Annotated in this window: 28 protein-coding genes; 26 read left to right on the top strand and 2 right to left on the bottom strand. The window is 49.2% G+C overall.

Going from position 1 to position 26,477, the window contains the following annotated elements; genetic code table 11:
- The first annotated feature begins 66 nt into the window (after positions 1-66).
- Positions 67-681 (top strand): hypothetical protein, encoded by a 615-nt coding sequence (locus Q1K24_RS03600; protein ID WP_300366074.1) that lies wholly within the window; start codon positions 67-69, stop codon positions 679-681.
- A gap of 71 nt (positions 682-752) precedes the next feature.
- The gene (locus Q1K24_RS03605) at positions 753-1,586 is read left to right on the top strand and encodes a DUF3187 domain-containing protein (protein ID WP_300366077.1); all 834 of its coding nucleotides are present in this window, start codon (positions 753-755) and stop codon (positions 1,584-1,586) included.
- Here the strand turns inward: Q1K24_RS03605 and bioD are convergent.
- Positions 1,583-2,230, bottom strand: a complete 648-nt coding sequence (bioD, locus tag Q1K24_RS03610) for a dethiobiotin synthase (RefSeq protein ID WP_300366080.1) — start codon at positions 2,228-2,230, stop codon at positions 1,583-1,585. The two genes, Q1K24_RS03605 and bioD, sit on opposite strands and share 4 nt — an antisense overlap.
- 73 nt (positions 2,231-2,303) lie before the next feature.
- Here bioD and Q1K24_RS03615 point away from each other — a divergent pair, with 73 nt between their 5' ends.
- From Q1K24_RS03615 to dxs, 17 genes are all read left to right on the top strand, one after another.
- Entirely contained in the window at positions 2,304-3,551 is a 1,248-nt protein-coding gene (locus tag Q1K24_RS03615; protein ID WP_300366083.1) for an aminotransferase class I/II-fold pyridoxal phosphate-dependent enzyme, read from the top strand.
- 76 nt (positions 3,552-3,627) lie between these two features.
- Positions 3,628-3,927: an ATP-dependent Clp protease adaptor ClpS gene (locus Q1K24_RS03620; protein ID WP_300366086.1), complete on the top strand. Its 300-nt coding sequence runs from the start codon at positions 3,628-3,630 to the stop codon at positions 3,925-3,927.
- Positions 3,924-6,122 (top strand): ATP-dependent Clp protease ATP-binding subunit ClpA, encoded by a 2,199-nt coding sequence (gene clpA, locus Q1K24_RS03625; RefSeq protein ID WP_300366089.1) that lies wholly within the window; start codon positions 3,924-3,926, stop codon positions 6,120-6,122. The genes Q1K24_RS03620 and clpA overlap by 4 nt, the downstream gene beginning before the upstream one ends.
- Positions 6,115-6,840, top strand: coding sequence for a leucyl/phenylalanyl-tRNA--protein transferase (aat, locus tag Q1K24_RS03630; protein WP_300366092.1), 726 nt, complete (start codon positions 6,115-6,117; stop codon positions 6,838-6,840). Before clpA ends, aat begins: the two co-directional genes overlap by 8 nt.
- Positions 6,841-6,854: 14 nt before the next feature.
- Complete coding sequence (locus tag Q1K24_RS03635; protein WP_300366095.1) at positions 6,855-7,850, top strand: transaldolase; 996 nt, start codon at positions 6,855-6,857, stop codon at positions 7,848-7,850.
- A gap of 4 nt (positions 7,851-7,854) precedes the next feature.
- Positions 7,855-9,048: a PilT/PilU family type 4a pilus ATPase gene (locus tag Q1K24_RS03640; RefSeq protein ID WP_300366098.1), complete on the top strand. Its 1,194-nt coding sequence runs from the start codon at positions 7,855-7,857 to the stop codon at positions 9,046-9,048.
- A gap of 71 nt (positions 9,049-9,119) precedes the next feature.
- Entirely contained in the window at positions 9,120-9,656 is a 537-nt protein-coding gene (locus Q1K24_RS03645) for a 50S ribosomal protein L25/general stress protein Ctc (protein ID WP_300366101.1), read from the top strand.
- 6 nt (positions 9,657-9,662) lie between these two features.
- Positions 9,663-10,235 (top strand): aminoacyl-tRNA hydrolase, encoded by a 573-nt coding sequence (gene pth, locus Q1K24_RS03650; RefSeq protein ID WP_300366104.1) that lies wholly within the window; start codon positions 9,663-9,665, stop codon positions 10,233-10,235.
- Positions 10,232-11,296 (top strand): LptF/LptG family permease, encoded by a 1,065-nt coding sequence (locus Q1K24_RS03655; RefSeq protein ID WP_300366107.1) that lies wholly within the window; start codon positions 10,232-10,234, stop codon positions 11,294-11,296. The genes pth and Q1K24_RS03655 overlap by 4 nt, the downstream gene beginning before the upstream one ends.
- A 77-nt stretch (positions 11,297-11,373) precedes the next feature.
- Positions 11,374-12,576, top strand: a complete 1,203-nt coding sequence (gene lysA, locus Q1K24_RS03660) for a diaminopimelate decarboxylase (RefSeq protein WP_300366110.1) — start codon at positions 11,374-11,376, stop codon at positions 12,574-12,576.
- Positions 12,567-13,364, top strand: coding sequence for an HAD-IIA family hydrolase (locus tag Q1K24_RS03665; protein ID WP_300366113.1), 798 nt, complete (start codon positions 12,567-12,569; stop codon positions 13,362-13,364). Before lysA ends, Q1K24_RS03665 begins: the two co-directional genes overlap by 10 nt.
- The gene (gene pheA / locus Q1K24_RS03670) at positions 13,361-14,422 is read left to right on the top strand and encodes a prephenate dehydratase (protein ID WP_300366116.1); all 1,062 of its coding nucleotides are present in this window, start codon (positions 13,361-13,363) and stop codon (positions 14,420-14,422) included. Before Q1K24_RS03665 ends, pheA begins: the two co-directional genes overlap by 4 nt.
- 9 nt (positions 14,423-14,431) lie before the next feature.
- Positions 14,432-15,541, top strand: coding sequence for a histidinol-phosphate transaminase (gene hisC / locus Q1K24_RS03675; RefSeq protein ID WP_300366119.1), 1,110 nt, complete (start codon positions 14,432-14,434; stop codon positions 15,539-15,541).
- Positions 15,538-17,241 (top strand): flagellar basal-body MS-ring/collar protein FliF, encoded by a 1,704-nt coding sequence (fliF, locus tag Q1K24_RS03680; RefSeq protein ID WP_300366122.1) that lies wholly within the window; start codon positions 15,538-15,540, stop codon positions 17,239-17,241. Before hisC ends, fliF begins: the two co-directional genes overlap by 4 nt.
- The gene (gene fliG, locus Q1K24_RS03685) at positions 17,238-18,269 is read left to right on the top strand and encodes a flagellar motor switch protein FliG (protein ID WP_300366125.1); all 1,032 of its coding nucleotides are present in this window, start codon (positions 17,238-17,240) and stop codon (positions 18,267-18,269) included. The genes fliF and fliG overlap by 4 nt, the downstream gene beginning before the upstream one ends.
- A 1-nt stretch (position 18,270) precedes the next feature.
- Positions 18,271-19,089 (top strand): flagellar assembly protein FliH, encoded by an 819-nt coding sequence (gene fliH / locus Q1K24_RS03690; RefSeq protein ID WP_300366129.1) that lies wholly within the window; start codon positions 18,271-18,273, stop codon positions 19,087-19,089.
- Between the two features lie 8 nt (positions 19,090-19,097).
- On the top strand, positions 19,098-20,942 hold the full coding sequence (gene dxs, locus Q1K24_RS03695; RefSeq protein ID WP_300366132.1) for a 1-deoxy-D-xylulose-5-phosphate synthase: 1,845 nt from the start codon (positions 19,098-19,100) through the stop codon (positions 20,940-20,942).
- Positions 20,943-21,022: 80 nt separating this feature from the next.
- Here the strand turns inward: dxs and Q1K24_RS03700 are convergent, their stop codons facing one another.
- Entirely contained in the window at positions 21,023-21,619 is a 597-nt protein-coding gene (locus tag Q1K24_RS03700) for a peroxiredoxin (RefSeq protein ID WP_300366135.1), read from the bottom strand.
- Positions 21,620-21,770: 151 nt separating this feature from the next.
- Here Q1K24_RS03700 and metK point away from each other — a divergent pair, with 151 nt between their 5' ends.
- The 7 genes from metK to Q1K24_RS03735 all read left to right on the top strand — a co-directional run bounded on the left by metK (position 21,771) and on the right by Q1K24_RS03735 (position 26,377).
- Positions 21,771-22,928: a methionine adenosyltransferase gene (gene metK, locus Q1K24_RS03705; RefSeq protein ID WP_300366138.1), complete on the top strand. Its 1,158-nt coding sequence runs from the start codon at positions 21,771-21,773 to the stop codon at positions 22,926-22,928.
- Between the two features lie 71 nt (positions 22,929-22,999).
- Positions 23,000-23,284 (top strand): 4Fe-4S dicluster domain-containing protein, encoded by a 285-nt coding sequence (locus Q1K24_RS03710; RefSeq protein WP_300366141.1) that lies wholly within the window; start codon positions 23,000-23,002, stop codon positions 23,282-23,284.
- Between the two features lie 118 nt (positions 23,285-23,402).
- On the top strand, positions 23,403-23,816 hold the full coding sequence (ndk, locus tag Q1K24_RS03715) for a nucleoside-diphosphate kinase (protein WP_300366144.1): 414 nt from the start codon (positions 23,403-23,405) through the stop codon (positions 23,814-23,816).
- A gap of 9 nt (positions 23,817-23,825) precedes the next feature.
- Positions 23,826-24,197, top strand: a complete 372-nt coding sequence (locus tag Q1K24_RS03720; protein ID WP_300366147.1) for a hypothetical protein — start codon at positions 23,826-23,828, stop codon at positions 24,195-24,197.
- A 20-nt stretch (positions 24,198-24,217) separates the two neighbouring features.
- Entirely contained in the window at positions 24,218-24,370 is a 153-nt protein-coding gene (gene rpmF / locus Q1K24_RS03725; RefSeq protein WP_300366150.1) for a 50S ribosomal protein L32, read from the top strand.
- Complete coding sequence (gene plsX / locus Q1K24_RS03730; protein ID WP_300366153.1) at positions 24,371-25,363, top strand: phosphate acyltransferase PlsX; 993 nt, start codon at positions 24,371-24,373, stop codon at positions 25,361-25,363.
- Positions 25,364-25,372: 9 nt separating this feature from the next.
- Positions 25,373-26,377, top strand: coding sequence for a beta-ketoacyl-ACP synthase III (locus Q1K24_RS03735; protein ID WP_300366155.1), 1,005 nt, complete (start codon positions 25,373-25,375; stop codon positions 26,375-26,377).
- The last annotated feature ends 100 nt before the right edge of the window (positions 26,378-26,477 follow it).

The raw sequence follows: 26,477 nt of genomic DNA on the forward strand, positions 1-26,477 counted from the left end.
GTTACATTATGCTAACATTTGTGCATCATAATGCGCTCCGTAAAACAGAACACAAGGAGAATTATTATGAACAGAGTCGGTAAAACAGCCGCAGTACTTTTCCTGGGTACCGGTATCTCGCTTTTCGCAGCCGATGCCAATGTCGTTATCGATGTCAATACACAGGAGAACATGGCAGCTGCAACGGCACAGAACGAGAGAAGTGGGGATGCGGGTGTATCCCCATACGGGGTTTCTGGAGGTGGAACCGGTACCGGCCAAATGGATATCGATACGCAGATCGAAAAAATCAAACATGCCGATCCGGAAAAACGGCGTGAATTGATGAATCAGTTTAAAAGAGAGTTGACCCAAATGAATCATGAGCAGCGTACGGAAGCGCTTTCCAAACTGCATGGCGGCTATGCGCAGAAGGGCACGGCTCATGCCAAAGCCCATGTCAATAGAAGGGCCAATGCCGATGGTCAGCGCGGCAATATGCGCCATATGGCACAAATTCATCAGAAGACACAGATGAAAGAGATGGGCAATGCCGAACGTATGGGCCAAAAGCGCGGAGTGGACCAGTATATGCACAACCATCCGAATATGGCAGCCGGCGGGGCGGCACACGGTCACGCCGTCGGCGGAGGAACGGCACACAATCCGCACAATGCGGCTACGCCTTTCAAACGACACTAGAACCCACCTCTATTACCGCCTATAGGGATGTTTGAGATGGGTTCTAATCATTCGTCCGACCGGGAGAGAATATGATCAAATTTGTCACAGCGCTTCTGTCGAGTTGTATGATACTCTTTGCCTATACGGATATGGATCTCGACGGCGTCGACGATGCCATCGACAAATGTCCCAATACACCGATCACCGACCTGGTCGATGCGACCGGATGTTCGGTCCGGTCACTCGTCAGCGATCAGCATTTCGATATCGTCATGGGAGTTGCATACAGCCAGTACAATTATCGTCTCAATGACAAGACCGATACGTGGACGACCACGGCTCAAATCGACTACTATAACAACAATATCTCCCTTCAGCTTTTGACCTCGTATTACAGTTCGGAAAGCGACGACTACGACGACAGTGGAATGAACGATACGACGCTCGCCGCATATTATCAATACAATCTTACTCCCGATATCACTTTGCAGGCGGGTGCCGGTATCGTCTTTCCAACCTATGATGCGGAATACAACAACAACGATGCCGATTACATCGGTTCACTGAATTTGAGCTATCAAACGGACGATTACACTCTCTTTGGCGGTTACAGTTTTACCTATATCGGTGACGACGACGTGACCTATACTGGAAGTGACGGCAATACGTATACCATCGAGTATCAACATGTCAACGCCTTCAACATTGGAGTCGGATCCTACGTTTCATCAAAACTCTATGCCAGTCTCTCCTACTACTATTCCGATTCGATTTATGACGGTGTCGATGCCATTGAAAACATCACATGCTACGGGTTTTACAGTATCGATGACAACTGGTTTGCGACAGGAAGTTACGCCTACGGGTTGAGTGACACGACGAGTGACAACTACTTCGCCGTACGAATAGGCTACTATTTTTAACGGTTGATCAAATGTTCGAACAGGCGTTCGATACCCTGGGGAAGCAAATGGTATGCCATCTGCGTCTCTCTGTAAAAAGGCTGCGTGACATGTGCGAAACTCTCCCGCTCTTCGTAGAGGTTGATGGCCAGTGTAAAATCGATACCACGTGACGTCAATGCTTCCATACTGAGCAGTGTGTCGTTGATCGATCCGAGACGGCTCGGAGAGACAAGAAGCGTATGGGCACCGAGACGATTTGGAAGGTCAATCATGAACAGCTCCTTCTCGATCGGAACCATCAGTCCTCCTGCACCTTCGATAAAAAGAATATCGCAGAAAGATTCGATGTTGCCTATCTGTTTTTCGATAACCTCCAGGGAAATATCCGTGTCACCTTTCGCGATATAGGGTGCTGCAGGGAGTTCGAACCGGTATGGGACGATTTCATCTGTCGTCAATGAATGTGTTGCCGGGTTGAGTTTCTGCATCGTTTCGAGCAGCAGCGATCCATCCAGCGGGTTGTCGTCTTCGACTCCCGTTTCGATCGGCTTGAAAGCGGCAGGTCTGAATCCCCGCCTGGCGGCTTCTTCCATCAGCAGGCAGGTTACATGGGTTTTACCGACATTGGTGTTGGTAGCTGTAACAAAAATTTTCTTTGTCAATTTGAATTCACTTCTTTTGCTATAATCTTTTCAAATAGATTCCGGAGGACCGGAATGCGAAAAGGAAAAGATGATGGCATTTCATTACGAATATTTTAACACACTGCTGCCGCAACTCATCGGAAGCAAAGAGGGGTCGGTCGCACCGCAGATCGTTCCTTCGGCAGCCTTCGCGTACGAATCGGCGCAGGAGGCGGAAGCGATCTTTTCGGGTGAAGTCGCCAAACCGGTCTATGCACGAATGGGAAATCCCACGGGTGGAAAACTCGAAGCGGTGCTCTCCAAGATGGAGGGGGGCCATGGCGCTGTCGTAACGGCATCGGGCATGGGTGCCGTTACGATGGTTTTGAGTGCATTTTGCGAGAGAGATGACAGGGTGCTTTGCATTGGAGGGTTTTTCGGCGGTACCTATGCACTGATGAATGAAACGATGCCGCGTTTCGGTATCGAGCCTCTTTTCTGTGATGTGGACGATTTTGAGGAGATCAAAAAAATCCTGCAGGATGGGGTGAAAATCGTTCTGATGGAGAGTGTGGGCAATCCGAACCTCAAGCTGCCGGATATCCGCCGTATCGCTCTTTTGTGCAATGAATACAATACCCTCCTAGTCGTGGACAACACGCTCACTCCCCTTGTCGTCCAGCCTTTCAAAATGGGAGCGGATATCGTGGTTTATTCAACGACGAAAATCATAAGTGGCCACTCGGCGGCTCTCGGCGGTGCGGCGGTGTTTCGCGCTCTCAAGAAAGAGGGCGAGAAACTGCTCGATCCGAAATTTTCCTCCATCCATCCGCTGCTTGAAAAAGGAGAGGGAGCGATAATGGCCATTTTGAAAAAGCGGGCCATGCGGGATTTGGGAATGAGTGCGAATGCATTCGGATCCTTTCTGACACTTCTTGGCATGGAAACGCTGACACTGCGTACCAAGCGTATCAACGAGAGTGTCGAAAAAATTGCCACGATCCTGCATGACAATGGCATCAGAGTGCGTCATCCTTCTCTGGAGGGACACGAACACCATTTACGCTATGAAGCACTGTTCGAGGCGGGGTGCGGTCCTCTTCTGACCGTGGAGTGTGGAACGAAAGAGCGTGCCTTCGTCTTTTTGAACGAATCGAAACTGCTGTTTCAGAGTGCCAATGTGGGAGACAACCGAACGCTCGGGCTGCATATGGCGAGCACGATTTATCGCGATTTCGAAGCACTGGACAGGAAGATTTTGGGTATCACCGACGGATTGGTGCGTATCTCGGTCGGCTTGGAAAGTCCCGTGGCTATCGCGGAAGATATCATGGCGGCATGGAAAACGGCAATGGTTTGAATGCAAACTTGAAAATTTTTTAAATTATGGTATACTTAAAATAAACTAAAACGACAGATGCGTAAAGGATTGGACATTGGCGCAAAAAGAGTGGGTTGAGAGTGAAAACCAGGTCGACCTCGAAGAACCGGAACTCTATAAAGTGATTATGTGGAACGACAACTATACGACGATGGATTTCGTCGTCGAAGTTTTGGCCGATATATTTCACAAGAGTTATGACGAAGCGGTCGAAATCATGCTTGCAATCCACGAGCAGGGCAAAGGGGTCTGCGGAACCTATATATACGAAATCGCGGAAACGAAGGTTCATCAGACACTCAAACGCGCCCGAGCCAATGAATTCCCTTTACGGGTTACGATGGAGAAAGAATGATCAGTAAAGATCTCAACGACATTTTTAAAGAGGCGGTTAAATACGCCAAAATGCACCGTCATGAATATTTGACGGTCGAACATATTTTCCTTGCGATTCTGCTTTCGCCGCAGGGAGCCGAAATTCTTCAAAAAGCGGGTGCCGACGTCGAGCAGATGAAATCGCGAATCAATCAGCACTTGATGACATCGCTTCGGCCGCTGCCGGAAGGTGTCGTGCGCGAGCCATTCGAAACGGTCGCGCTCTCGCGCGTTATCGAGCAGATGATCCGGCATGCGCAGAGTGCCGACAAAAAAGAGGCGAGCGTAGGTGATCTGCTCGCATCGATTTTCAACGAAGAGCACTCCTTCGCTGTCGCACTGATGAATTCACAGGGTATCAACCGATTGAGCATCCTCGAAATCATCACGGAAAACGAGCCGATCGAAGAGACGAAACAGAAAGAGAAAGAGGGCGAAAGCGAATATCTCGATCAGTTTACGGTCAATCTCGTCGAACGGGCCAAAACCGGGAAGATCGATCCGGTTATCGGCCGGGACAACGAGATCGAACGGGTGATGCAGATTCTCTGCCGCCGCAAGAAGAACAACCCGGTCCTTGTGGGCGAACCGGGCGTGGGCAAAACGGCGATCGCCGAGGGTCTCGCGCTCGCGATTGCGGAAGGCGATGTACCGGAAATGCTCGAAAATACGGAGATTTTCGCACTCGATATCGGTTCGTTGATCGCCGGTACGAAATACCGGGGTGATTTCGAAAAGCGGCTCAAAGGCGTGCTGCACGAACTCGAACAGCGTGAAAATGCCGTCCTGTTCATCGATGAGATTCACAATCTCGTCGGTGCCGGTGCCACGAATGGCGGCAGCATGGATGCCTCCAATCTGCTCAAACCGGCACTTGCCAACGGCAATCTTAAATGCATCGGTGCGACGACATTTGAGGAGTATCGCAACTTTTTCGAAAAAGACCGGGCACTGAGCCGGCGTTTCGCGAAGGTCGACGTGGCGGAGCCCAGTTTCGATGATACGCTGAAAATCCTGAAAGGGTTGAAGTACAAATATGAGACGCACCATGACGTCCATTTCAGTGAAAAAGCGCTGAAGACAGCGATCGACCTCTCGGTCAAATACATGCACGAACGCTTCCTCCCGGACAAGGCGATCGATATCATCGACGAAGTGGGTGCTTCGTTCAGACTCAAAGCCCGCAAACGGCGAAAGGTCAACGAACGGGATATCGAAGATGCGGTGAGCCGCATGCTGAACCTGCCGCCGGCGCGTGTGACAAGCGACGATCTGGCGACGTTGCAGAATCTCGAGAAGATTCTGAAAGCACGGGTTATCGGCCAGGATCGCGCGGTCGAGGAGGTCGCTGCCGCGATCAAACGCTCGCGAGCGGGGCTTGGCGCTCCGAACAAGCCGGTGGGTTCGTTTCTCTTTGCCGGGCCGACCGGTGTCGGAAAGACGGCACTCGCGATCGAGCTGGCGGAAGCGCTGGGCGTCCATTTCGAACGGTTCGACATGAGCGAATATATGGAGAAACATGCCGTCAGCCGACTCATCGGTGCTCCTCCGGGCTATGTCGGCTACGAGCAGGGCGGGCAGCTGACCGAGGCGATCCGTAAGCATCCGCATACGGTACTGTTGCTCGACGAGATCGAAAAGGCGCATCCGGATCTGATCCAGGTACTCCTGCAGGTGATGGACAATGCGATGCTGACGGACAATACCGGCAATCGCGCCGATTTCAAAAATGTCATTATCATCATGACATCCAATGTCGGGGCAGGTGAAGCCAATGTGATGGGATTTGGTGCGCGAAGCGAAGCGAAACACGATACGGCGATCAAATCGGCATTCAGTCCGGAGTTCAGAAACCGGCTCGATGCGGTGGTACGTTTCGACCAGCTCAAGCTTGAGCATGTGAAGAGAATCGTCGACAAATTCATCGACGAGCTCAATGCACAGATGGCAGAGAAGAAGATTGTCATTACACTCACCGATGCGGCGAAGGCCTATCTTGCCGAAGAGGGATACGACGAAGCGATGGGCGCCCGTCCACTCAGCCGGATCATTGCCGAAAAGATCAAGGCGCCGTTGACCGAAGAGATTCTCTTTGGCGATCTCAAACACGGCGGAGAGGTGAAATTCGGCGTCAAACACGGAAAACTCGAATTCAAAGTCGCCGAACGTGTCTAACGGGTCGGCCATTCCCCGCCTGGGGTTTGACTATATTTTTCCGGATCCCCGCTATGCGATGAAAGAGGGGCTGCTGGCCTACGGCGGGGATCTCAATCCCGATCGTGTTCTGACGGCGTACCGTCGGGGTATCTTTCCCTGGTACAACGAGGGAGATCCGATACTCTGGTGGTCGCCCGATCCGCGACTCCTTCTTTATCCGCAGGACTTCAAGATTCATCGATCCCTCAGAAAAAAACTCCGTCAGAAACGATTTACGATAAAATTGGACAGAAATTTTGAACGGGTTATGTATTTTTGTGCCCGTGTGCCGCGCCATGGGCAGGAAGGGACGTGGATTCTTCCGGAAGTCGTCGAAAGCTACAGGATGCTGCATAGTCGGGGATTCGCCCATTCGATCGAAGTCTATGACCGAAACGACGAATTGGTGGGTGGATTGTATGGCGTCAGTGTGGGGCGTGCCTTTTTCGGCGAGTCGATGTTTTCGCTCGAACCGGATCGCTCCAAAATCGCTCTGGCCTATCTGGTGGAGTTGGCGAAACGGTGGAATTTCGCGTTTATCGATTGCCAGATCCCTTCGGAGCATCTGATTCGTCTCGGTGCGGTACGTATCAAACGCGATAGATTTCTAGATGAACTGGCCGAGACGCAGCAGCATCTCGGTATGCCTGGCAACTGGCAGGAACATGAGCCTCTGCTCGATGATATAACATGGTAAAAGAAGGAGTTTGCATGATCAATGAGAAGTTGGGTTTTTCACTCTGGCTCGATTTTATCGAACGGGACCATTTGCAGAGAGAGTTCAAACGAATGATCGGCGAAAAGATTATCAACGGTGCTACCAGCAATCCGGCGATATTCGCGTCGTCGATCGAGACCTCTCCGGCGTATACGGCGCAGCTCGACAAACTTCAGAATCACTCGGCAAAGGCTAAATACGAAGCGATGGCGAAGGAGGATATCCGAACCGCCGCCGAAACGTTGAAACCGCTCTATGAAGCCGGTAACGACGGTTTTGTCAGTATCGAGGTGGATCCTTTTTTGTGTGATGATACAGAGGGTACGATCGAAGAGGGACGGCGTCTTTATCGGGAAATCGGCATGGAAAACGTCATGATCAAGGTTCCTGCGACCGAGGCGGGCTACAAAGCGATGACGACGCTGATGAGCGAAGGGATCGATGTCAATGCAACGCTGATCTTTTCACCGCTGCAAGCCCTTAAATGTCTCCAGGCGATGGAAGAGGGATTGAAAATCTACAGGGCCTCCGGCAACAAAGAGGTCAAAGGAGTACTCAGCGTTTTCGTGAGCCGTTTCGACCGGATGCTCGACGCAAAGCTGCTCGAACGGGGTCTCGAACCGGGTCGTGTCGGCATTATGAATGCGGCAAGAATCTATAATCTGGTCGAGGGGCACGGCGATAAAGCGATTCGGACACTTTTTGCGAGCACAGGGGTGAAAGGGGATGCCTTTTCTGCCGATTATTACATCAAAGAGTTGATGGCACCCCACAGTGTCAACACGGCACCGCTTGCAACCATCGAAGCGTTTCTGGAAAATCCTGATCATACACCGAAACTGCCTTTCAGTGAAAAAGAGATCGATACCTTTTTCGGAAGAATCGAGAGTGCGGGCATCGAGATGGCCGAAGTCTACGAAACGCTTCTCGAAGATGGTCTCAAAGCTTTCAAAGAGGCGTTCGCAACTCTTTTAGCCCATTTGGAGTAACGCAATGACACAATTTGAAAAAGAGGTCAATGTCAACGAATTGACATTCGAAGTCACCAAAAAAGTAAGACAATACATGAAGGGCCTCATCGAACATGGTGGCAGTGACCTTCACATCAAGGCCAATGCCCAGGTGCGTGCACGTATCAATGGAGACATTGTAACGGTTACAAAAGAGAAATTTACACACGAAGATTCGATTACGATGGCCAAAGAGATTCTCCGTGGCCGTTTCGGTGAATTCGTCGAAAACAAAGAGATCGACTTTCTCTATATGTTCGATGAGAATACCCATTTCCGGGGAAACATGTTTTTTCAGATGGATGGTGTCTCCGCCGTTTTCCGTGTCATTCCGGCACGCATCGCGACGATCGACGAACTGGAACTGCCGTCGGCGGTTCATAAACTGACCGACATTCCGCGTGGACTCGTTTTGGTTACCGGTGTTACGGGATCGGGTAAATCGACAACGCTGGCAGCGATTATCGATGAGATCAACAACAAATACAACAGACATATCATTACGATCGAAGACCCGATTGAATTTGTTCACAAGGATCAGAAGTGCCTGATCAATCAGCGCAGTATCGGACAGGATTCATTGAGCTTTTCGCGAGCTCTCCGGGCAGCACTGCGTGAGGACCCCGATATCATTCTGGTCGGTGAGATGCGTGATGTCGAAACGATCGATACTGCACTGCATGCGGCTGAAACGGGCCATCTCGTACTTTCGACACTCCATACGCTCGATGCGAAAGAGACGATCAACCGTACGATCAGTGTGTTTCCTCCGGAAGACCAGAACCGCGTCCGTCACACACTGGCATCCGTATTGCAGGGGGTTTTGTCACAGCGTCTCGTCAAGACGGTCGATGGTGGCCGAACGGCAGCGATGGAGATCCTTTTCAATACATCGTATATCCAGAAGCTCATTCTTGAAGGCCGTGATATGGAGATCAAGGATGCATTGGATGAAGGTACGCAGATTCATGGAACACAGAGTTTCGATACCGCACTTCTGAAACTTTACAAAAAAGGGAAGATTTCGTTCAACGAAGCGATGCTCAATGCAACCAGTCCGAACGATCTCAAGCTTCGCATCGAAGGGATGGAGACCCATGTGGATGTCGGACAGGGCAAAGCGGGTGTCTATATTCCTGAAAACGATGCGGATATTTTTGGATTAAAAGAAGATTAAACAGAATTCTGATAATATTCGCCTCTTAAAGTGCCCTTGGCGGCACGTAAATCTGTTACAAGGACAACACAATGTTGGAAGGAATCGTTAGAGAGAGTATCGGCAAGAGCGATGCAAAAAAATTGCGCCGAGATGGTTATCTAATCGCCAACATCTATGGAAAAGGGCTTGACAATATACATGCCGCATTCAAGATGGGTGAATTTATCCGTACCGTGCGCCACAAGGAGACCCTCGCATTTCCGGTCAAGCTTGGCGACAACGAGATGAAAGTGGTCATTCAGGAGTATCAACTTCATCCGGTTACCGATCAGATACTTCATGTCGATCTGATGGTTGCACAGCCGGGTGTCGAGACCCATTATATGGTGCCTGTCAAAACGGTTGGAACACCGAAGGGCCTGAAAAACAAAGGTGTTCTCGCTATTTCCAAACGTCGTATCAAGGTCAAAGGAACCATCGAAAACATTCCCGAAAGCTTCACGCTCGACGTGTCGGATCTCGATGTCGGTGATGCGATCCTGATCCGTGACATTCCGGAGTCTGACAAATACAAAATCATGGTTGCCGGACGTGTTCCGGTTGTCGGAGTTATCAAAGCGAAGTAACGCTTGATGTGGCTGATCGTCGGCCTGGGCAATCCGGGAGCGAAGTACGAATATACACGCCACAATATCGGCTTCCTGACACTCGACCATCTGGTCGGGATGACAGGAGCCCACTCCCTTTCGTCCTCATCGTTTCATGGCGAGCTGCATAAAACATCCCAGATTCTTTTTCTCAAGCCTCTCACGTTTATGAACCGCTCCGGTATCGCTGTTCAGGCGGTAAAAAATTTTTATAAAATCGACCTTGAACGGATTATCGTCATTCACGACGATCTCGATCTGCCGTTTGGAGCCATTCGGTTCAAGCGGGGAGGCGGAAACGGAGGTCACAACGGTCTCAAGTCGATCGACTCGATGGTAGGAAACGACTACATTCGCATCCGGATGGGGATCGGAAAACCGCGCTTCAAATCGCAGGTCGTCGATTATGTACTGCACGATTTTTCGGCGGAAGAGATGAAAATATTGCCGCAGTGGATCGATCATGCTGCCGTGGCGGCACTGGAATTGATCCGCCACCCTCTTGAAAAAGTGGCATCACAGTACACTCTCAAAAAACCGCAATGGAATTCGGCATGAGAATGTTTCGATATATCGCCTGGTTCTATCTCAAATATTTTTTCATTATCGCGTTTGCACTTTCGTTTCTATTCGCCGGGCTCGACTATCTTCAGCATGCCGGCAGACTCGAAGGTTTCAACATCAAAGTTCTCTACCTCTTTTATAAAGGTTCGTATGCACTCGACCTGCTCTTTCCTCTGACGCTTATATTTGCAATGATCGTGACGAAAATCGTTTTGATACGCAGCAATGCACTGCTCAGTTTCTATGCACTTGGCTACTCCAAGAAAGAGGTGTTGAGTCCTTTTATTGCTGTTTCGTTTTTGTTGACTATCCTCTATATCGGAATGCATTTCACATCGTTCGTCGATGCGGAACTTCTGGGAAAAAATCTTTTGCATGGAAAAAGAGGCACTCAGATCAAACGTAATCTGTTCGTTAAATACAATGAGAGTTTTATCTATATTGGTCAGTTGATCCCGCAAAAAAAAGAGGCACTTGATATCCGCATCTATACGATGAAACATGGTGAGTTGACTCAAATGATCTACGGTGCGAAGGCACGCTTCAAGAACGAGCGGTGGATTATCGATAATGCCAGAATAGTCTGGAAGCCAAAACCGGAAGAACTCGGCGGCGAAGGATTCCGAACCGAATACAAAGCAACCGTCGAGACACTTCACGGATTCAAGCCAAAAATTCTGACTTCTGTTTTCGAAGGAAAACGTTACTACACGATACAAGCTGCTTACGAAGCCTTCAAGCTGCTGGCATCGCAGGGGCTCGATACGTTGAAGGTACGCAACCTCTTCTATCATATGGTCGTGACACCGCTGTTCGCGATTTTTCTGGTTGTTATCTTTTTCATTACGATTCCGCCCTATGCAAGGAGCGTCAATCTCCTGTGGACTTCATTCATCCTGACGGGAACGGCACTTTTCGTCTGGGGATTGCTCTACCTTCTTTACCGAATCGGCCGATCCGGCGTCATCTATCCGGAACTTGGATCGGTTATGATCGTTTTTCTGCTTTCAATCGCAGCATTTTACAACTACTTTTTCAAAACCAACCGCTTATAACAGATTTTCTCCCAAGGTTGGCTCCTCTTTAACCTTTTTTTGATAAAATAGAAAAAATTTCATCAAAAGGGATCTTTTTGATCGATTTCAGAGGGTTGGCGCAGAAATATGATACGCCTCTTTATATTTACGATTTCAATCATATCACACAGCAGTATGAAAAGCTGAAAAAGGCCTTTTCCGCCCGTAAATCACTGATCAGCTATGCCGTCAAAGCAAACTCCAATCTCTCGGTTATTTCCCATTTGGCACAACAGGGTTCGGGGGCCGATTGTGTTTCGATCGGAGAGGTCAAACGTGCATTGATGGCCGGTGTGCCGAAATACAAGATCATTTTCAGCGGAGTGGGAAAGCGTGACGACGAGATCGAAGAGGCTCTGAAAAGCGATATCCTGCTACTCAATCTCGAAAGTGAAGCGGAGATGGAACGTGTCGAGCAAATTGCCCGAAAACTGGATATGCAGGCACGCATCAGTATCCGCGTCAATCCCAATATCGATCCCAAAACCCATCCCTACATTTCGACCGGATTGCACGAAAATAAATTCGGTGTCGATATCGAAACGGCGAAGCGGATGTATATCCATGCCAACCACTCCGATTATCTCGATCCGATAGGCATCCATTTCCACATTGGATCGCAGCTGACTGAACTCGATCCGATCAGAGAGGCATCGATGATCGTGGCCGATCTGGTTCGAAGTCTGGCAGCCATCAATATCGAAATCAAGTTTTTCGATGTGGGAGGCGGTCTGGGTATCGTTTACGACAACGAGACGACTATCGATCCTTACGAATATGCCCAGGCGATTTTGGCGACGCTGTATGGGCTCGACATGACGGTCATATGTGAGCCCGGAAGATTTCTGGTCGGCAATGCGGGCTATTTTTTGACCCGAGTGCTTTATGAAAAAGTCAATGAGGGGAAACGTTTCATAATCGTTGACGGTGCGATGAACGATCTGCTTCGCCCCAGTCTCTACAATGCCTATCACAAAGTTGAAGTGGTTGGCAAAGAGAATGGTGGCAGCGAGGCGGATGTTGTCGGTCCTGTTTGTGAAAGCGGTGATTTCTTTGCCAAAAAACGTCTGCTCCCTCCGACGGAACACGACGACCTGATTGTCGTGCACAGCACCGGCGCGTACGGGTTTGTGATGGCGAGCAACTACAATACCCGTCCGCGGCCGGCGGAGATCGCCATTGTCGAAGGCAAAGACCGCTGCATTCGCCAGCGGGAAACCCTCGACGATCTGATACGACTGGAGAAGATGTGCCTCTGAAAGGGTTTATGATCGATGTGCAGGGCACATTGATCGACGACAAAGAGAAAAAGCCAATAGCAGGAGCGATAGAAGCAGTCCGTTTTCTCCGGGAAAATCGTTTTCCCTATGTTCTGGTCACCAACAATACAAAACAGGAGAGCGAAACGTTCAAACGCTATCTTCGGGAGCAGGGTTTCGTTTTCGATGATGAGCAGTATCTCGATCCCTTGATGGTTCTCGATCGTCTTTTGCCACCCTCTTCTGTAGCCGCTTACGGATCGCCGCAGTTTCTCGATGTTCTTCGGAAACGGGGCTATCGTCTCGACTTTGAGCATCCGGCTGCGGTGCTTGTGGCGATCAGAGAGGATTTTACGAATGACGACTATGCCCACATGATCGAACTCGTTTTGAATGGAGCGAAGCTGATCGGCATGCATGAAACCTCCATCTACGCCAAACACGGCCGCAGGTATCCCGGGGTAGGAGCGATTTTGAAAATGATTGCATTTGCGACTGGGAAAACCTACGATGTCGTTGGAAAACCGAGCCGTCCGTTTTACAGTGAAGCACTCGAAAAACTTCGGAAACAGGATTCTTCTGTAATTTATGAAGAGGTTACGATGATCAGTGATGATCCGGTCGGGGATCTGATGGGTGCCAGAGCGATGGGTATGCAGACCGTACTGGTACTCAGCGGCAAGATCGCTTCATTGAAAGAGGTGAAAGGAATTGCGCAAGAGAGTGCCAATGCCGTAGTTCGGGATATTTCGGAGTGGTTTGAGACTATCAGGAAGGGGGCGGCATGACACTGGATGACTTGCGAAAAGAGATCGACCGCATCGATGACAGATTGCTGGAATTGTTGAACGAGAGAATAGATGTCGTTCAGAAGGTGGGTGAACTCAAGCACAAAGCCGGTTCGGCCATCTACCGGCCTGAGCGGGAAAAGGCGATTATCGAGCGTCTTCTGCAGAACAATAAAGGTCCTTTGACCGAAGCGGCGATCGAAGCGATATTCCTGGAAATTTTTGCAGTGGCAAGAAATTTTGAACAACCCCAACGGGTTGCCTATCTGGGGCCGGAAGGCAGCTTCACCCATCAGGCTGCCGAAAACCGCTTTGGTGCAATGAGCGAATACATACCCCTCCACTCCATTCCTGCCGTCTTCAAAGCGGTTCATGCCGACAGAGCACGGTTCGCGGTTGTTCCGATCGAGAACAACACCAACGGGTTTGTCGGTGAAACGCTTGACGAGCTGGCCCGGACCGATCTGAAAATTGTAGCGGAGCTTTATATGGCGATTCACCACTCGTTTGTCAGTAAAGCACAGCATCGTCATCAGATCAAACGGATCTACTCCAAAGATATCGCATTCAACCAGTGTCGCAATTTTCTGCTCGATCATGAACTCGATACCATCGAATATATTCCGGTCGAATCGACAGCGAAGGCTGCCAGACTGGCTGCGGAAGACCATGAGAGTGCCGCCATATGCTCGCATATCGCTGCGAAACTCTATCAGGTACCGATCATGTTTGAAAACATCGAGGACAATCATAGAAACCGGACCCGTTTTATCATTCTGAGCGACTTTGAAAATGCACCAAGTGGAAGTGATAAAACATCGATTTTGGCGAAACTTTCTGACAGGCCGGGCAGCCTTTATGAGTTTCTTCAGAGTTTTCATGAAGCGAATGTCAATCTCAAAAAGATCGAAAGCAGACCGGCCGGGGAGAATGCCGGTTTCGATTACTGGTTTTATATCGATTTCGAAGGCCATAGGGATGAGCCCCATATTCGGAAACTTTTCGAAAAGCACAAAGAGGCGATCAAATATCTGGGCAGTTATGTGCAGAATGGATAAGGCAAACGGATGAAATTCAACCCTGTCATCGAACATCTCAAAACCTATGAGCCGGGCAAGCCGATTGAACTGGTGGTACGTGATTTCGGCATCGATCCCGCTGATATCGTCAAACTCGCTTCGAATGAAAATCCCCATGGCTGCAGTCCCAAAGCGGTGGAGGCGGTGCGTAACAGTGCCCATCTGATGTTCCGCTATCCGGACGATACAATGACAGAGCTCAAGCAGGCCCTGTCGGCACATTTTGACGTATCAGGGGAAGAGCTCGTTATCGGTGCAGGCAGCGACCAGATTATCGAGTTTGCGTGTCGTGCAAAATTGTATGGCGGTGCCAAGATTCTGCAGAGCGATATTACGTTTGCGATGTATCAAATCTATGCGGCACAGTGCGGTGCAACGGTTATAAAATCACCGGGCATTGCCCATGATCTCGATGCTATGTATCGGCTTTACCAGGAACATGCGCCGGAGATTATTTTCATCTGTGCTCCGAACAATCCGACAGGCGACTGCCTTGACCGCGTCGATATCGAAAATTTTGTCGAGCGAATCGATGAGGATACGCTGGTCGTTGTGGATGGTGCCTATCAGGAGTATGCCGCGTTCAAAGATTCATGCAAAGCGATCGAACCGAAAAATCTGGTGGAAAAATTTCCGCACGTTCTCTACCTCGGTACTTTTTCCAAAGCTTACGGACTGGGTGGTATGCGTGTCGGTTACGGTATTGCCCGGCGCGAAATCATCCGGTCGCTCTATAAATTGAGACCCCCCTTCAATGTGACGACACTCTCCCTCGTAGCCGCCGAAACGGCATTGGGGGATCAACATTTCGTGCAGAGGACGCTTGCGGACTGCTTCGCCGAAATGGAGCATTACAAAAATTTTGCCGAAGAACAGGGGATCCGGACAATTGAAAGCTATACCAATTTTATCACTTATGTGCTCGATGGCATTGCCGACTCTACAAAATTGGCCGATGCATTGCTGCAGAGGGGAGTCATTGTCAGGGATTTGAAAGGATATGGCCTCAATGCCATTCGTATTACGATCGGGAAAACGGATGAGAATCAACGTTTTTTCGATACGATGAAACAACTGTTGAATAGCGGGACAAAATGAACTTCAAAGATTTGACGGCGCAGCTGACACGGATGTATGAAAAACTCAACCGTGCCCAGAAAATGGTGATTGTCGGCACTCTCTTCGCCGTCATTGGTTTTATCGTCTTCCTGGTGCTTTATACTTCGGCCGGGCGTAGCGGCCATTATGCCGTCCTTTTCGACCATCTCTCATCCAAAGATGCGGGATTGATCATTCAGGAGCTCGAAAGAGAAGGTGTCTCTTATCGGATCCCGCAGGATGGCGTGATCGAAGTGCCGCAGGACCGGGTCTACCGGGTGCGTATCAACGTTGCGTCCAAGGGGCTGCCAAAAGAGAGTCATGTCGGTTTCGAACTGTTTGACAAACAGGAGTTCGGTTCGACCGACTTCGATCAGAAAGTGAAATTTCTGCGTGCGATAGAGGGAGAGCTCTCCCGGACGATTCAGAGTCTTCGACCGATCGAAAGTGCGGTCGTGCATCTCGCTCTGCCCAAAGAGAGCGTCTTTGTCTCCAAATCGACACCGCCGAGTGCCTCCGTTGTCATCAAAACCGTCGATGGCATGCGTTTATCGCGCAGGCAGATTGCCGGTATCAAAAATCTTGTTGCAGCGGCTGTCGCGAACCTGAGCCCCGATCATGTCAAGATCGTCAACGAATTTGGAGAATCATTGAGTGCCAGCGGAGACGAGGAGAGCGAACTGGCCAAGCGGCAAATCGCCTACAAAAACCGTTTCGAGAAGGCTTACGAAGAGAAGGTTGTCAATATTCTGGCTCCCTTTATCGGTGGAAAGGATCGTGTTGTTGCCAAAGTGACAGTTGACTTTGACTTTGCGCAGCGAAACAGTGTCGAGGAACGATACGACCCGGAAAATGTCGTACGCAGCGAGCAGAGCACAGAAGAGAAAAAAGAGGGCGCTCCGACGGAACAGACCGGCGGTGTGCCGGGAGCGGTCAGCAATATCGGGCCGGTGCAGGGAATCGAATCGAATCGGGCCAAACAGAAATATCAAAAATCGACGACAACGACCAATTATGAAATTTCCAAAACGGTCTCCAATGTGAAAGGGCCGTTCGCATCCGTCCAGCGTATTACGGCTGCTGTGGTCGTTGATGGGAAATACGTGCCGGATGAAGAAGGATCGATGAAATATATCCCAAGGGATACCGAAGAGCTGCAGCGTATCAGTGATCTGGTCAAACAGACGATCGGATTCAATGCCAAACGGGGTGACCAGGTTACCGTATCCAATTTCAAGTTCGAGAGTACGGCAGAGGGAGTGGTGCCGACTCCTTATAAATCGGCTGTTTCGACATTCTATGCCTATGTCGAACCGATCATTCCGCTGTTGAAATATCTGGTCCTGTTTCTCATACTCTTCGTTTTCTACAAAAAAGTGATTGTTCCATTCAGCGAACGAATGCTCGAAGTCCCTGTGGAAGAGAGCACTGAAGGTGAACCGGTGCTCCATCTGGACGAAGAGGAGCATGAATCGCTGGCCGAGAAATTTACCGAAATGCGGAAGAAGGTGGAAGAGCAGCTCGGTTTAACCGAAGAGTTCAGTGAAGAAGAGCTCAAATATGATATATTGCTCGAGAAAGTCAAAGAGATGGCAGAGGAGCGCACCGATGAATTTGCTGCACTCATCAATGCATTGATACGGGATGAAAGCGAGTTTGAGCAGAGTGCGGCAACGAAAATCAAGAAGGAGAAAGGGTGAGTATACAGTTGACACCCCAGCAGCAGGCTCAGCTCGAAGAGCTCTCCATGGCCGAAAAGATTGCGATCCTGTTGATTCAGCTGGGTGAGGATGTCACGACGAATGTCTTTTCGCATCTGGATGTCGATGCGATTACCGAAATTTCAAAATTTATCGCGATGGCCAAAACGATCGACCGGCCCGTGGCCATGGCGATTTTGGAAGAGTTTTACGCGATTTTGCAGTCGAATCAGTATCTGAGTACCGGCGGTCTCGACTATGCCAAAGAGATTCTCTACAAAGCGTTGGGAGCGGAAGAGGCGCGCAAGATTATCGACCGTCTCTCCAAATCGATGCAGAGTACACAGAGCTTCAGTTTTCTCTCCAAAATCAAACCGCAGCAGCTGGCAGACTTTATCGTCAATGAGCATCCCCAGACGATCGCCCTTATTCTGGCGCATATGGATCCAGGCGATGCCGCCAACGTACTCAGCTATTTCGAAGACGATCTGCGCGCCGTTATCGCCATGCGTATGGCCAATCTGGGTGACATTTCGCCTCAGATCATCAAACGGGTTTCGACAGTGCTTGAAAGCAAACTGGAATCGTTGGCGAGCTACAAGGTTGAGGTCGGCGGTCCGCGTGCCGTTGCCGACATTTTCAACCGTCTCGGGCAGAAGGCTGCCAAATCGACGCTGGTGCAGATCGAGCAGCTCGATGAGCAGCTTGCCAGTGCGATCAAAGAGATGATGTTCACATTCGAAGACATTGTCAACCTCGACAACAACGCCGTTCGCGAAATACTCAAAGCGGTTGACAAAAAGGATCTGATGCTGGCACTCAAAAGTGTACCGGAAGAGTTGAAAGAGCGCTTCCTTTCCAACATGTCGCAGCGTGCCCGTGAAGCCTTCGAGGAGGAGATGCAGTTCATGGGAGCCGTCAAGGTCAAAGAGGTCGAAGGCGCACAGAGAAAAATCGTCGAAGTGGTGCAGAAGCTGGCAGAGGAAGGTGTCGTGAGCATCGGAGAAGCCGAGGAGATGATCGAGTAGTATGGAAACCGTTATTCCACCCGATAAAATCAGCGGGCACGTCATTCAGAAATACCATTTCAAAGTGCTTTCCCAGAATGTGGATGAGATGGAAAGAGCACCGGAGAAGCCGGTTGCGCAAGCAGTCGAACCGCATACATTCAGGGAACTCGAATCGGAGGCAGAGGAGTATCCCGACATGACTGCCGAGACAAATCTGCCGGACGAGACGGATCGGGATGAGGTGGTGGAACAGATGCTCAAAAAAGCGGATGAACTATCCACCAATCTGGTAAAAATGCAGATGCAGCTTGAAAAACAGCAGGAAGAGTTTGAAAAGCGGCTTGAAACGGAAAAAGAACGTGCATTTGAAGAGGGGACCGAAAACGGCCGGAAACAATGTACCGAGGAGATCAACCGGGAGATCGAAACATTGCGGATGCGTTTGGCATCCTCGATCCAGATGCTTGAAGATAGCCAGAAGCAGTTTCTCGAGAAGGTCGGCACCATTGAAGAAGAGTTGATCGAAACAGCACTTGACCTTGCCAGGCAGGTTGTGGCCAAAGAGATTCAAAACGATTCGAAAGAGGTGGCATTGCGACTTGCGAGGCTCCTTTTGACCGAAGTGAAGGATGCCGCAACGATAACACTGAAAGTCAATCCCGAGGATTTCGAATACATAAAAACGAAATTGGAAAAATCAAAGAATCTGGATATTGTACCGGATCCTGCGGTGAGCGCGGGGGGTGTAATCATCGTGAGTGATATCGGAAGTATCGATGGTGAAATTATGCATCGCTTTGAACGGATCAAGGAAGCGGTTTTCGGAACCGTCAAGTAGGGGAGTGGATGAAACGGGAAGATATCCAGGCGATGAGTGTGCCAGAACTGGAAGCATTGGCACAAGATATTCGGGAGAGAATCCTCGACGTGGTCAGCCGCAATGGCGGGCATTTGAGTAGTACGCTGGGTGCGACCGATCTAATCGTTGCCATGCACTATGTCTTCGATGCGTCGAAAGATCCTTTCATTTTCGATGTGAGTCATCAGGCCTATGCCCACAAGCTGCTGACGGGTCGATGGGAGGCATTTGATACACTGCGGCAGTTCGGTGGCATCAGCGGCTATACGAAACCGAGTGAATCACCCTATGACTACTATGTCGCGGGCCACAGCTCCACATCGGTCTCTCTTGCCGTAGGTGCGGCCAAAGCGATCCGATTGCGCGGTGAAGAGAGTGCACGTATTCCGGTCGTGATGATCGGTGACGGTGCCATGAGTGCAGGGATGGTGTATGAAGCACTGAATGAGCTTGGAGATCTGAAATATCCTGCCGTCATTGTTCTCAACGACAACGAAATGAGTATCGCGAAGCCAATCGGTGCTATCAGCCGCATCCTTTCCCAGGCTATGGCGAGCCCATTCTACCAGCGATTCAAAGAGCGTACGGAACAGATGCTCGAACACTTTCCCGAGTCGGCCCGTTACATGGCGAAACGGATGGAAGAGGGTATGCGTATGATTACGCCGGGTATTCTCTTTGAAGAGATGGGTCTGGAATATATCGGGCCCGTAAATGGCCACAATATCGAACAGCTTATCGAAACGCTCCAGACCGCCAAAGAGCTGAAAAAACCGGTCATCGTACATGCTCAGACCACGAAAGGAAAGGGATACAAAATTGCCGAAGGGTACTACGAACACTGGCATGGTGTCGGCCCTTTTGACAAAACCAGCGGTGAAAGTCTCAAAAAAGGGGGCGCGCCGAGTGCCACAAAAATTTTCAGTGACAAACTGTGTGCATTGGCGGGCGAGGATGAAAAAATAGTCGGAGTGACGGCCGCCATGCCGAGTGGAACGGGCATGAAACAGTTGATGGAAAGGTTTCCCGAGCGTTTTTGGGATGTCGGCATCGCCGAGCAGCATGCCGTGACATCGATGGGTCCTCTTGCAAAAGAGGGATTCAAACCCGTTGTTGCAATCTATTCCACGTTCCTTCAGCGTGGTTATGACCAGGTGATTCACGATATCGCATTGATGAATCTGCCTGTGGCATTCGCGATTGACCGGGCTGGGATAGTGGGAGAGGATGGAGAGACGCATCAGGGGGCTTTCGACATCAGCTATCTGCGTACCATTCCCAATATGACACTCTTTGCGCCGCGTGATGCCGCAACGCTCGAATTGGCCGTCGAGTATGCCGTCCAGTTTCCGACACCGAGTGCATTCCGATATCCCCGTGGTGCGATGATGCTGGAAAACGGTCGATATGCTGCAACTCCTTTTGAACTCGGAAAAGCCGAATATCTGGAAAAGAATGGTGACATCCTTCTGATCGGTTATGGCAATGGAGTAGGTCGGGCGGTTGCCGTTGCCGATTTGCTAAAGGAGAGAGATATCCGGGCGGCAGTTCTGGACCTGCGCTTTGCCAAGCCGATTGACAGAGATACTCTCGAAGAGGCGGTGCAACACTATAAAAAATGGTTCATTTTCAGCGATGGAGCCAAAATGGGGGGCATCGCCTCCGCTATTGCCGAAGCGTTGATGCCCTCATCGTTGGAAAATGTTGACATCGTCTCTTTCGAATACGACGACTCTTTCATCCCCCACGGCAATACGAAACGGGTGGAAGAGTCGATGGGGTTGCTGCCCGAGCAACTGGTGGAAACAGTTGTAAAAAACATTGGGTATTAGAGAAAGAAAAGAGAGAAAGAAAAAGAAGAGAGGAATCGGAAATCCAGACGATTTCCAATTCCCGTTTTTCCAAATATTGCTTAGAGTTCTTCGGCGTGTTTTGCGAGGTATTCTGCAACACCTTTTGGATCGGCTTTCATGCCTTCTTCTCCTTTGTGCCATCCGGCCGGGCACACTTCACCATATTCGTTTGTAAAGAGCATCGCGTCGATCATACGAAGCATTTCGTCGATATTCCGTCCGAGCGGAAGGTCATTGATGACAGCATGTCGAATGGTGCCATCGGTGTCAATCAGGAACGATCCGCGAAGTGCGACGCCTGCATCAAGCAATACATCGTAGTCGGCGGCAATCTGTTTGGTCAAATCGGCGACAAGCGGGTAACGTACCTGTCCGATACCGCCTTCGTCAACCGGAGTATTTTTCCATGCAAGGTGTGTGAAATGGGAGTCGATTGAACAACCGATTACATTGATGCCGCGGCTTGTGAATTCGTCGAGTCTGTGATCGAATGCGATGATTTCAGAGGGACAGACGAATGTAAAGTCGAGCGGGTAGAAGAAGAGGACTGTTCCTTTTTCACCAAAATTTTCATAGAGGTTGAAATTGTCGACAATTTCATTGTTTCCAAGTACTGCGTTGGCAGTAAAATCAGGGGCTTTTTTTGTTACGAGCATTGCATCTCCTTGCTAAAGTTTATTAACAAAAAAATTATAACACACTATAGCGTCAATGCTATATTATAGAAACGGATTAATCTTTTACAAACATTTGGATATAATCCATCGAAATTGTCTATGACACAATCAATGCAATGAAAGGATATATGTGCCAAAAAATTATCTTTTTACGTCGGAGTCGGTAACCGAAGGACATCCGGACAAAATGGCCGATCAGATCAGTGATGCGATTCTCGATTATATCATCGAGCGCGATCCCAATGCACGGGTTGCATGTGAAACACTCCTTTCCAACGGTTTCTGCGTGATCGCCGGTGAACTCAAAACGATAACGTACGCTCCGATGCAGGATATTGCCCGCGAAGTGGTGCGTGAAATCGGATATACCGATGCATTGTATGGATTTGATTACCGTTCCGCCGGCGTGCTCAACGGTATCGGAGAGCAGTCTCCCGATATCAACCAGGGAGTTGATCAGAAAAGTGGTATGATCGGAGCAGGCGATCAGGGATTGATGTTCGGTTATGCCTGTCGCGAGACGCCGACTCTGATGCCGCTGCCCATCTATCTTGCCCATCGCCTGACGGAAGGGCTTGCAAAAACACGCAAAGATGGAACACTGCCCTTTCTGCGTCCCGACGGCAAGGCACAGGTGACAGTGGAGTATGTGGACGGCAAGCCCCACAAGGTAAAAACCATTGTCGTTTCAACCCAGCACGATCCTGACGTCTCACACGAAAAGCTCAAAAATGCCATTATCGAAGAGCTTATCTACAATGTGATTCCGGAGGATTTGATCGATGAAAACATTGTGTACCATATCAACCCGACAGGCCGATTTGTCATTGGGGGACCTCAGGGGGATGCAGGATTGACGGGTCGGAAGATCATCGTCGATACATATGGCGGAAGCTGTCCGCATGGCGGGGGCGCTTTCAGCGGCAAAGATCCCACCAAAGTCGATCGCAGTGGCGCCTATGCAGCCCGATATGTCGCAAAGAACCTTGTGGCCGCAGGTGTATGTGACAAAGTGACAATTCAGATCGCCTATGCGATCGGTGTTGTTGAACCGGTGTCCATTATGGTAGATACACATGGAACCGGCAGAGTGCCGGAGGAGAAGATCGAGGCGACAATCCGTGATCTGTTCGACCTGACTCCGAAAGGAATTATCGATACGTTGGAGCTGTTGCGGCCAATTTATCGAAAAACTGCGGCATATGGGCATTTTGGTCGGGAATTACCGGAGTTCACCTGGGAAAATACCGACAAAGTGGAAGCGATTCGAAAGAGTCTTGGGCTCTGATAGGGTATTTAAATACTTTTTAAAAATGTTGTGTTATAGTACGGATGATTAAATCATAAAAGGAGCTAAATATGGCTGTATTGATTACAGATACTTGTATCAATTGTGGAGCATGTATTGACGAGTGCCCGGTCGAAGCGATCGTAGATGATGAGGATAATCCGACGGGTGAAGAGATCTATTATGTATATCCTGACAAGTGTGTCGAGTGTGTCGGTTATCATGATGAGCCGGCGTGTGCAACAGCCTGCCCGACAGAGGGTTGTATCGTTTGGGATGCCTGCGCAGAGGGTACTACATGCCGTGACGACATTTCCGATGAAGCTCGCAGCGAGCATCAGCCGGTCGTTGAATAATTTGTAACCATCGGAGGAGCGTGCTCCTCCAGCCCCATAAAACTACTTCTTTCTTTTAATTAATCTTAAACATCGTTTCAGTATAATTCCACCCATTTTATTAATTTGGAGAATTCTCATGGAGCGAACCCTTTCTATCATCAAACCGGATGCCGTCAAAAAAAATGTCATCGGCAAAATTGTCGATCGTTTTGAAAGCAATGGGCTGCGTATTGCAGCAATGAAAAAAGTGCAACTCAGCGAGCAGGATGCCGGTGAATTTTATGCCGTTCACAAAGAGCGACCTTTTTTCGGTGAGCTGGTTGAATTTATGACAAGTGGGCCTGTTGTCGTCATGGTTCTTGAAGGAGACAATGCGGTTGCAAAAAATCGTGAGCTGATGGGTGCGACCAACCCGCAGGAGGCAGCTCCTGGTACGATTCGTGCAGATTTTGCCGAAAGCATCGATGCCAATGCTGTACATGGCAGTGACAGTCTGGAAAATGCACAGAAAGAGATTGCATTTTTTTTCGCCCAGAGAGAGATTCACTAAGACAATTATATGCAGATTCAACTGCGCAAGATTCATGAGAACAGGCACTCTTTTTCAGTCAAAAAGGAGGATATAACCTGTTCCGGAGAATTTTGGCGCAGTGGAAAGCATAATGTAACAATAGATGGAACAATTGAAGGGAACATACATCTTCATTGTGACCGATGCGGTGAGGCGTTTGCCAAACATGTTTGTGAACCATTCCATATCGAGGTCGTCGATAGACCGCTTAAGGTAGATGAATCACTCGATGTGATAGAATGTTTGGACGGAATTGTCGATTTCGACACAATTTGTGAAAGTGAAATTGCCTCGATAGAAAGCGAATATCATCTTTGCCCCGATTGTGGGAAAGAGGATAATTTCGAAATCGAACTTTAAATTTTTCAAGGAGATACGATATGGCAGTACCTAAAAGACGTAATAGCAAAACCCGTGCGGCGAAACGACGCACGCATTATAAAATAACATTGGCACGTCCCGTCAAAGATGCCGACGGTACATGGCGGATGCCGCACCGTATGAACAAATTTACAGGTGAATACAAAGCGTAAATGGTCAAAATTGCCATTGACGCAATGGGTGGTGATTTCGGTCACTACCCGATTGTTGAAGGGGCTATATTTGCCCTCAAAAAGAAAAACTTCCTTCCCATCTTCGTCGGTGACGAAAAGAAAATCGCCCCGCTGATCCCCAAAAAGTTCAAAAACAGAGTTGAAATCGTTCACTGCTCCGATGTCATCGCGATGGATGAGCATGCCACGGATGCACTGAAACGTCGGGATTCATCCATCTATATTGCTGTCGATCTGGTCCGACAGGGCAAAGCCGATGCCGTCGTTTCTGCCGGACACAGTGGCGCAACGATGAGTTTGGCAACACTGCGTATCGGGCGAATCAAAGGGGTTTCCCGGCCTGCTATCGCAACGTTCATGCCGACGCAAATTCAGGGGAAACAGACAATTGTTCTCGATGTCGGAGCCAATGTGGATTGCGATGCCAACAATCTTTTCCAATTTGCTGTCATGGGAGATGCCTACGCGAGCAAAGTACTGGGATGTGTCCATGCGAAAGTGGGTTTGCTTTCCAATGGTGAAGAGGCGACCAAAGGGAATGAAACGACCAAAGAGGCCTATCCACTCATCAGTCAGCTTGACAGTTTTGTCGGGAATATCGAAGGTGGTGATATATTCAATGGTTCGGTCGATGTTGTAGTCTGTGACGGTTTTGTGGGCAACGTGCTTCTAAAAACCAGTGAAGGGGTTGCGGAAACGATCAGTCACTATCTGAAATCCGAGATCAAACGCTCGCCCGTTTCGATTGCCGGTGCGCTTTTGATGAAACGTGTTTTTCGAAAATTGAAAAAGCAGATCGACTATGCCGAATATGGCGGAGCGCCTCTGTTGGGTGTAAAAGCCTGTACAATTATCAGTCACGGAAAAAGCAATCCCAAGGCGATCAAAAATGCGATGTTCCAGGCGATTCGGTTTGTAGAATCCGACGTGAACGAAGCAATACGCTTGCGACTACAAGCTCTGAACAGTTAAAAGGTCATAATTATGTATGCTGCTCTGAAATCGATTGGTGCGTATATTCCTGAAAAAGTACTGACAAACAAAGACTTTGAAACAATGGTCGATACAACCGATGAATGGATCGTGAAACGTACAGGGATAAAAGAGCGGCATATTGCGGCCAAAGATGAACTGACAAGTGATATGGGGGTCGAAGCGGCCAAAATCGCCATACAGCGTGCCGGTCTTAAAATCAACGACATCGATATGATTGTCTGTGCGACAATTTCTCCCGATTATCTCTGTATGCCTTCCACCGCCTGTGTGATCGCTTCAAAACTGGGGCGAACCAATGTGACAGCATTCGATATTTCCGCTGCCTGTACCGGGTTTATCTATGCATTGGCTGTTGCCAAAGCATTTATCGAATCGGGAATGAAAAAAAATGTATTGATTGTCGGAGCGGAAAAGCTGAGTGCCATTGTCGATTACGATGATCGGACGACATGTGTATTGTTTGGGGATGGTGCAGGTGCTGCTGTTGTCAGTGCGACAAAAAAAAGATCGGAAGCGATTACGGACATTCATATCTCTGCGGACGGAAATTATGGGGATCTTCTCATGACACCGGGTTGTGGTGTAAAACATCCATGTTCCGAAAATATCGTGGAAGAGAAACTCTGTACGATGAAAATGAAAGGGAATGAAACATTCAAAATCGCAGTCCGCACATTGACCAGTGACGTAGTCAATATTCTCAACGACAACGGTCTCGATGCACAGGAGATCAAACACTTTATTCCCCATCAGGCCAACTACCGTATCATTAAAGCGGTTGGTGATGCGCTGAAAATGTCGTCGGATCAGGTAGTGTTGACAGTCCATAAGTATGGCAATACATCATCTGCATCCATACCGATGGCGATGAATGATATTTGGGAGAATGGCCGTCTGCAGCAGGGTGATACGATGCTTCTTGATGCCTTTGGCGGCGGTTTGACGTGGGGCAGTGCGCTTCTTCCATTTGCCGGAAAACCTGCGAAGTAACCCATATTCCAACAGGTTTCGTTGTGCATCTTCAGCACACATCTCTTATATCTAAATATTTTTCTTCCAATCCATACGAATTTACTTGACAACGGGTTGC

It is taken from the genome of Hydrogenimonas sp. (assembly GCF_029932565.1).
In the GTDB taxonomy this organism is placed as follows: Bacteria; Campylobacterota; Campylobacteria; order Campylobacterales; family Hydrogenimonadaceae; genus Hydrogenimonas.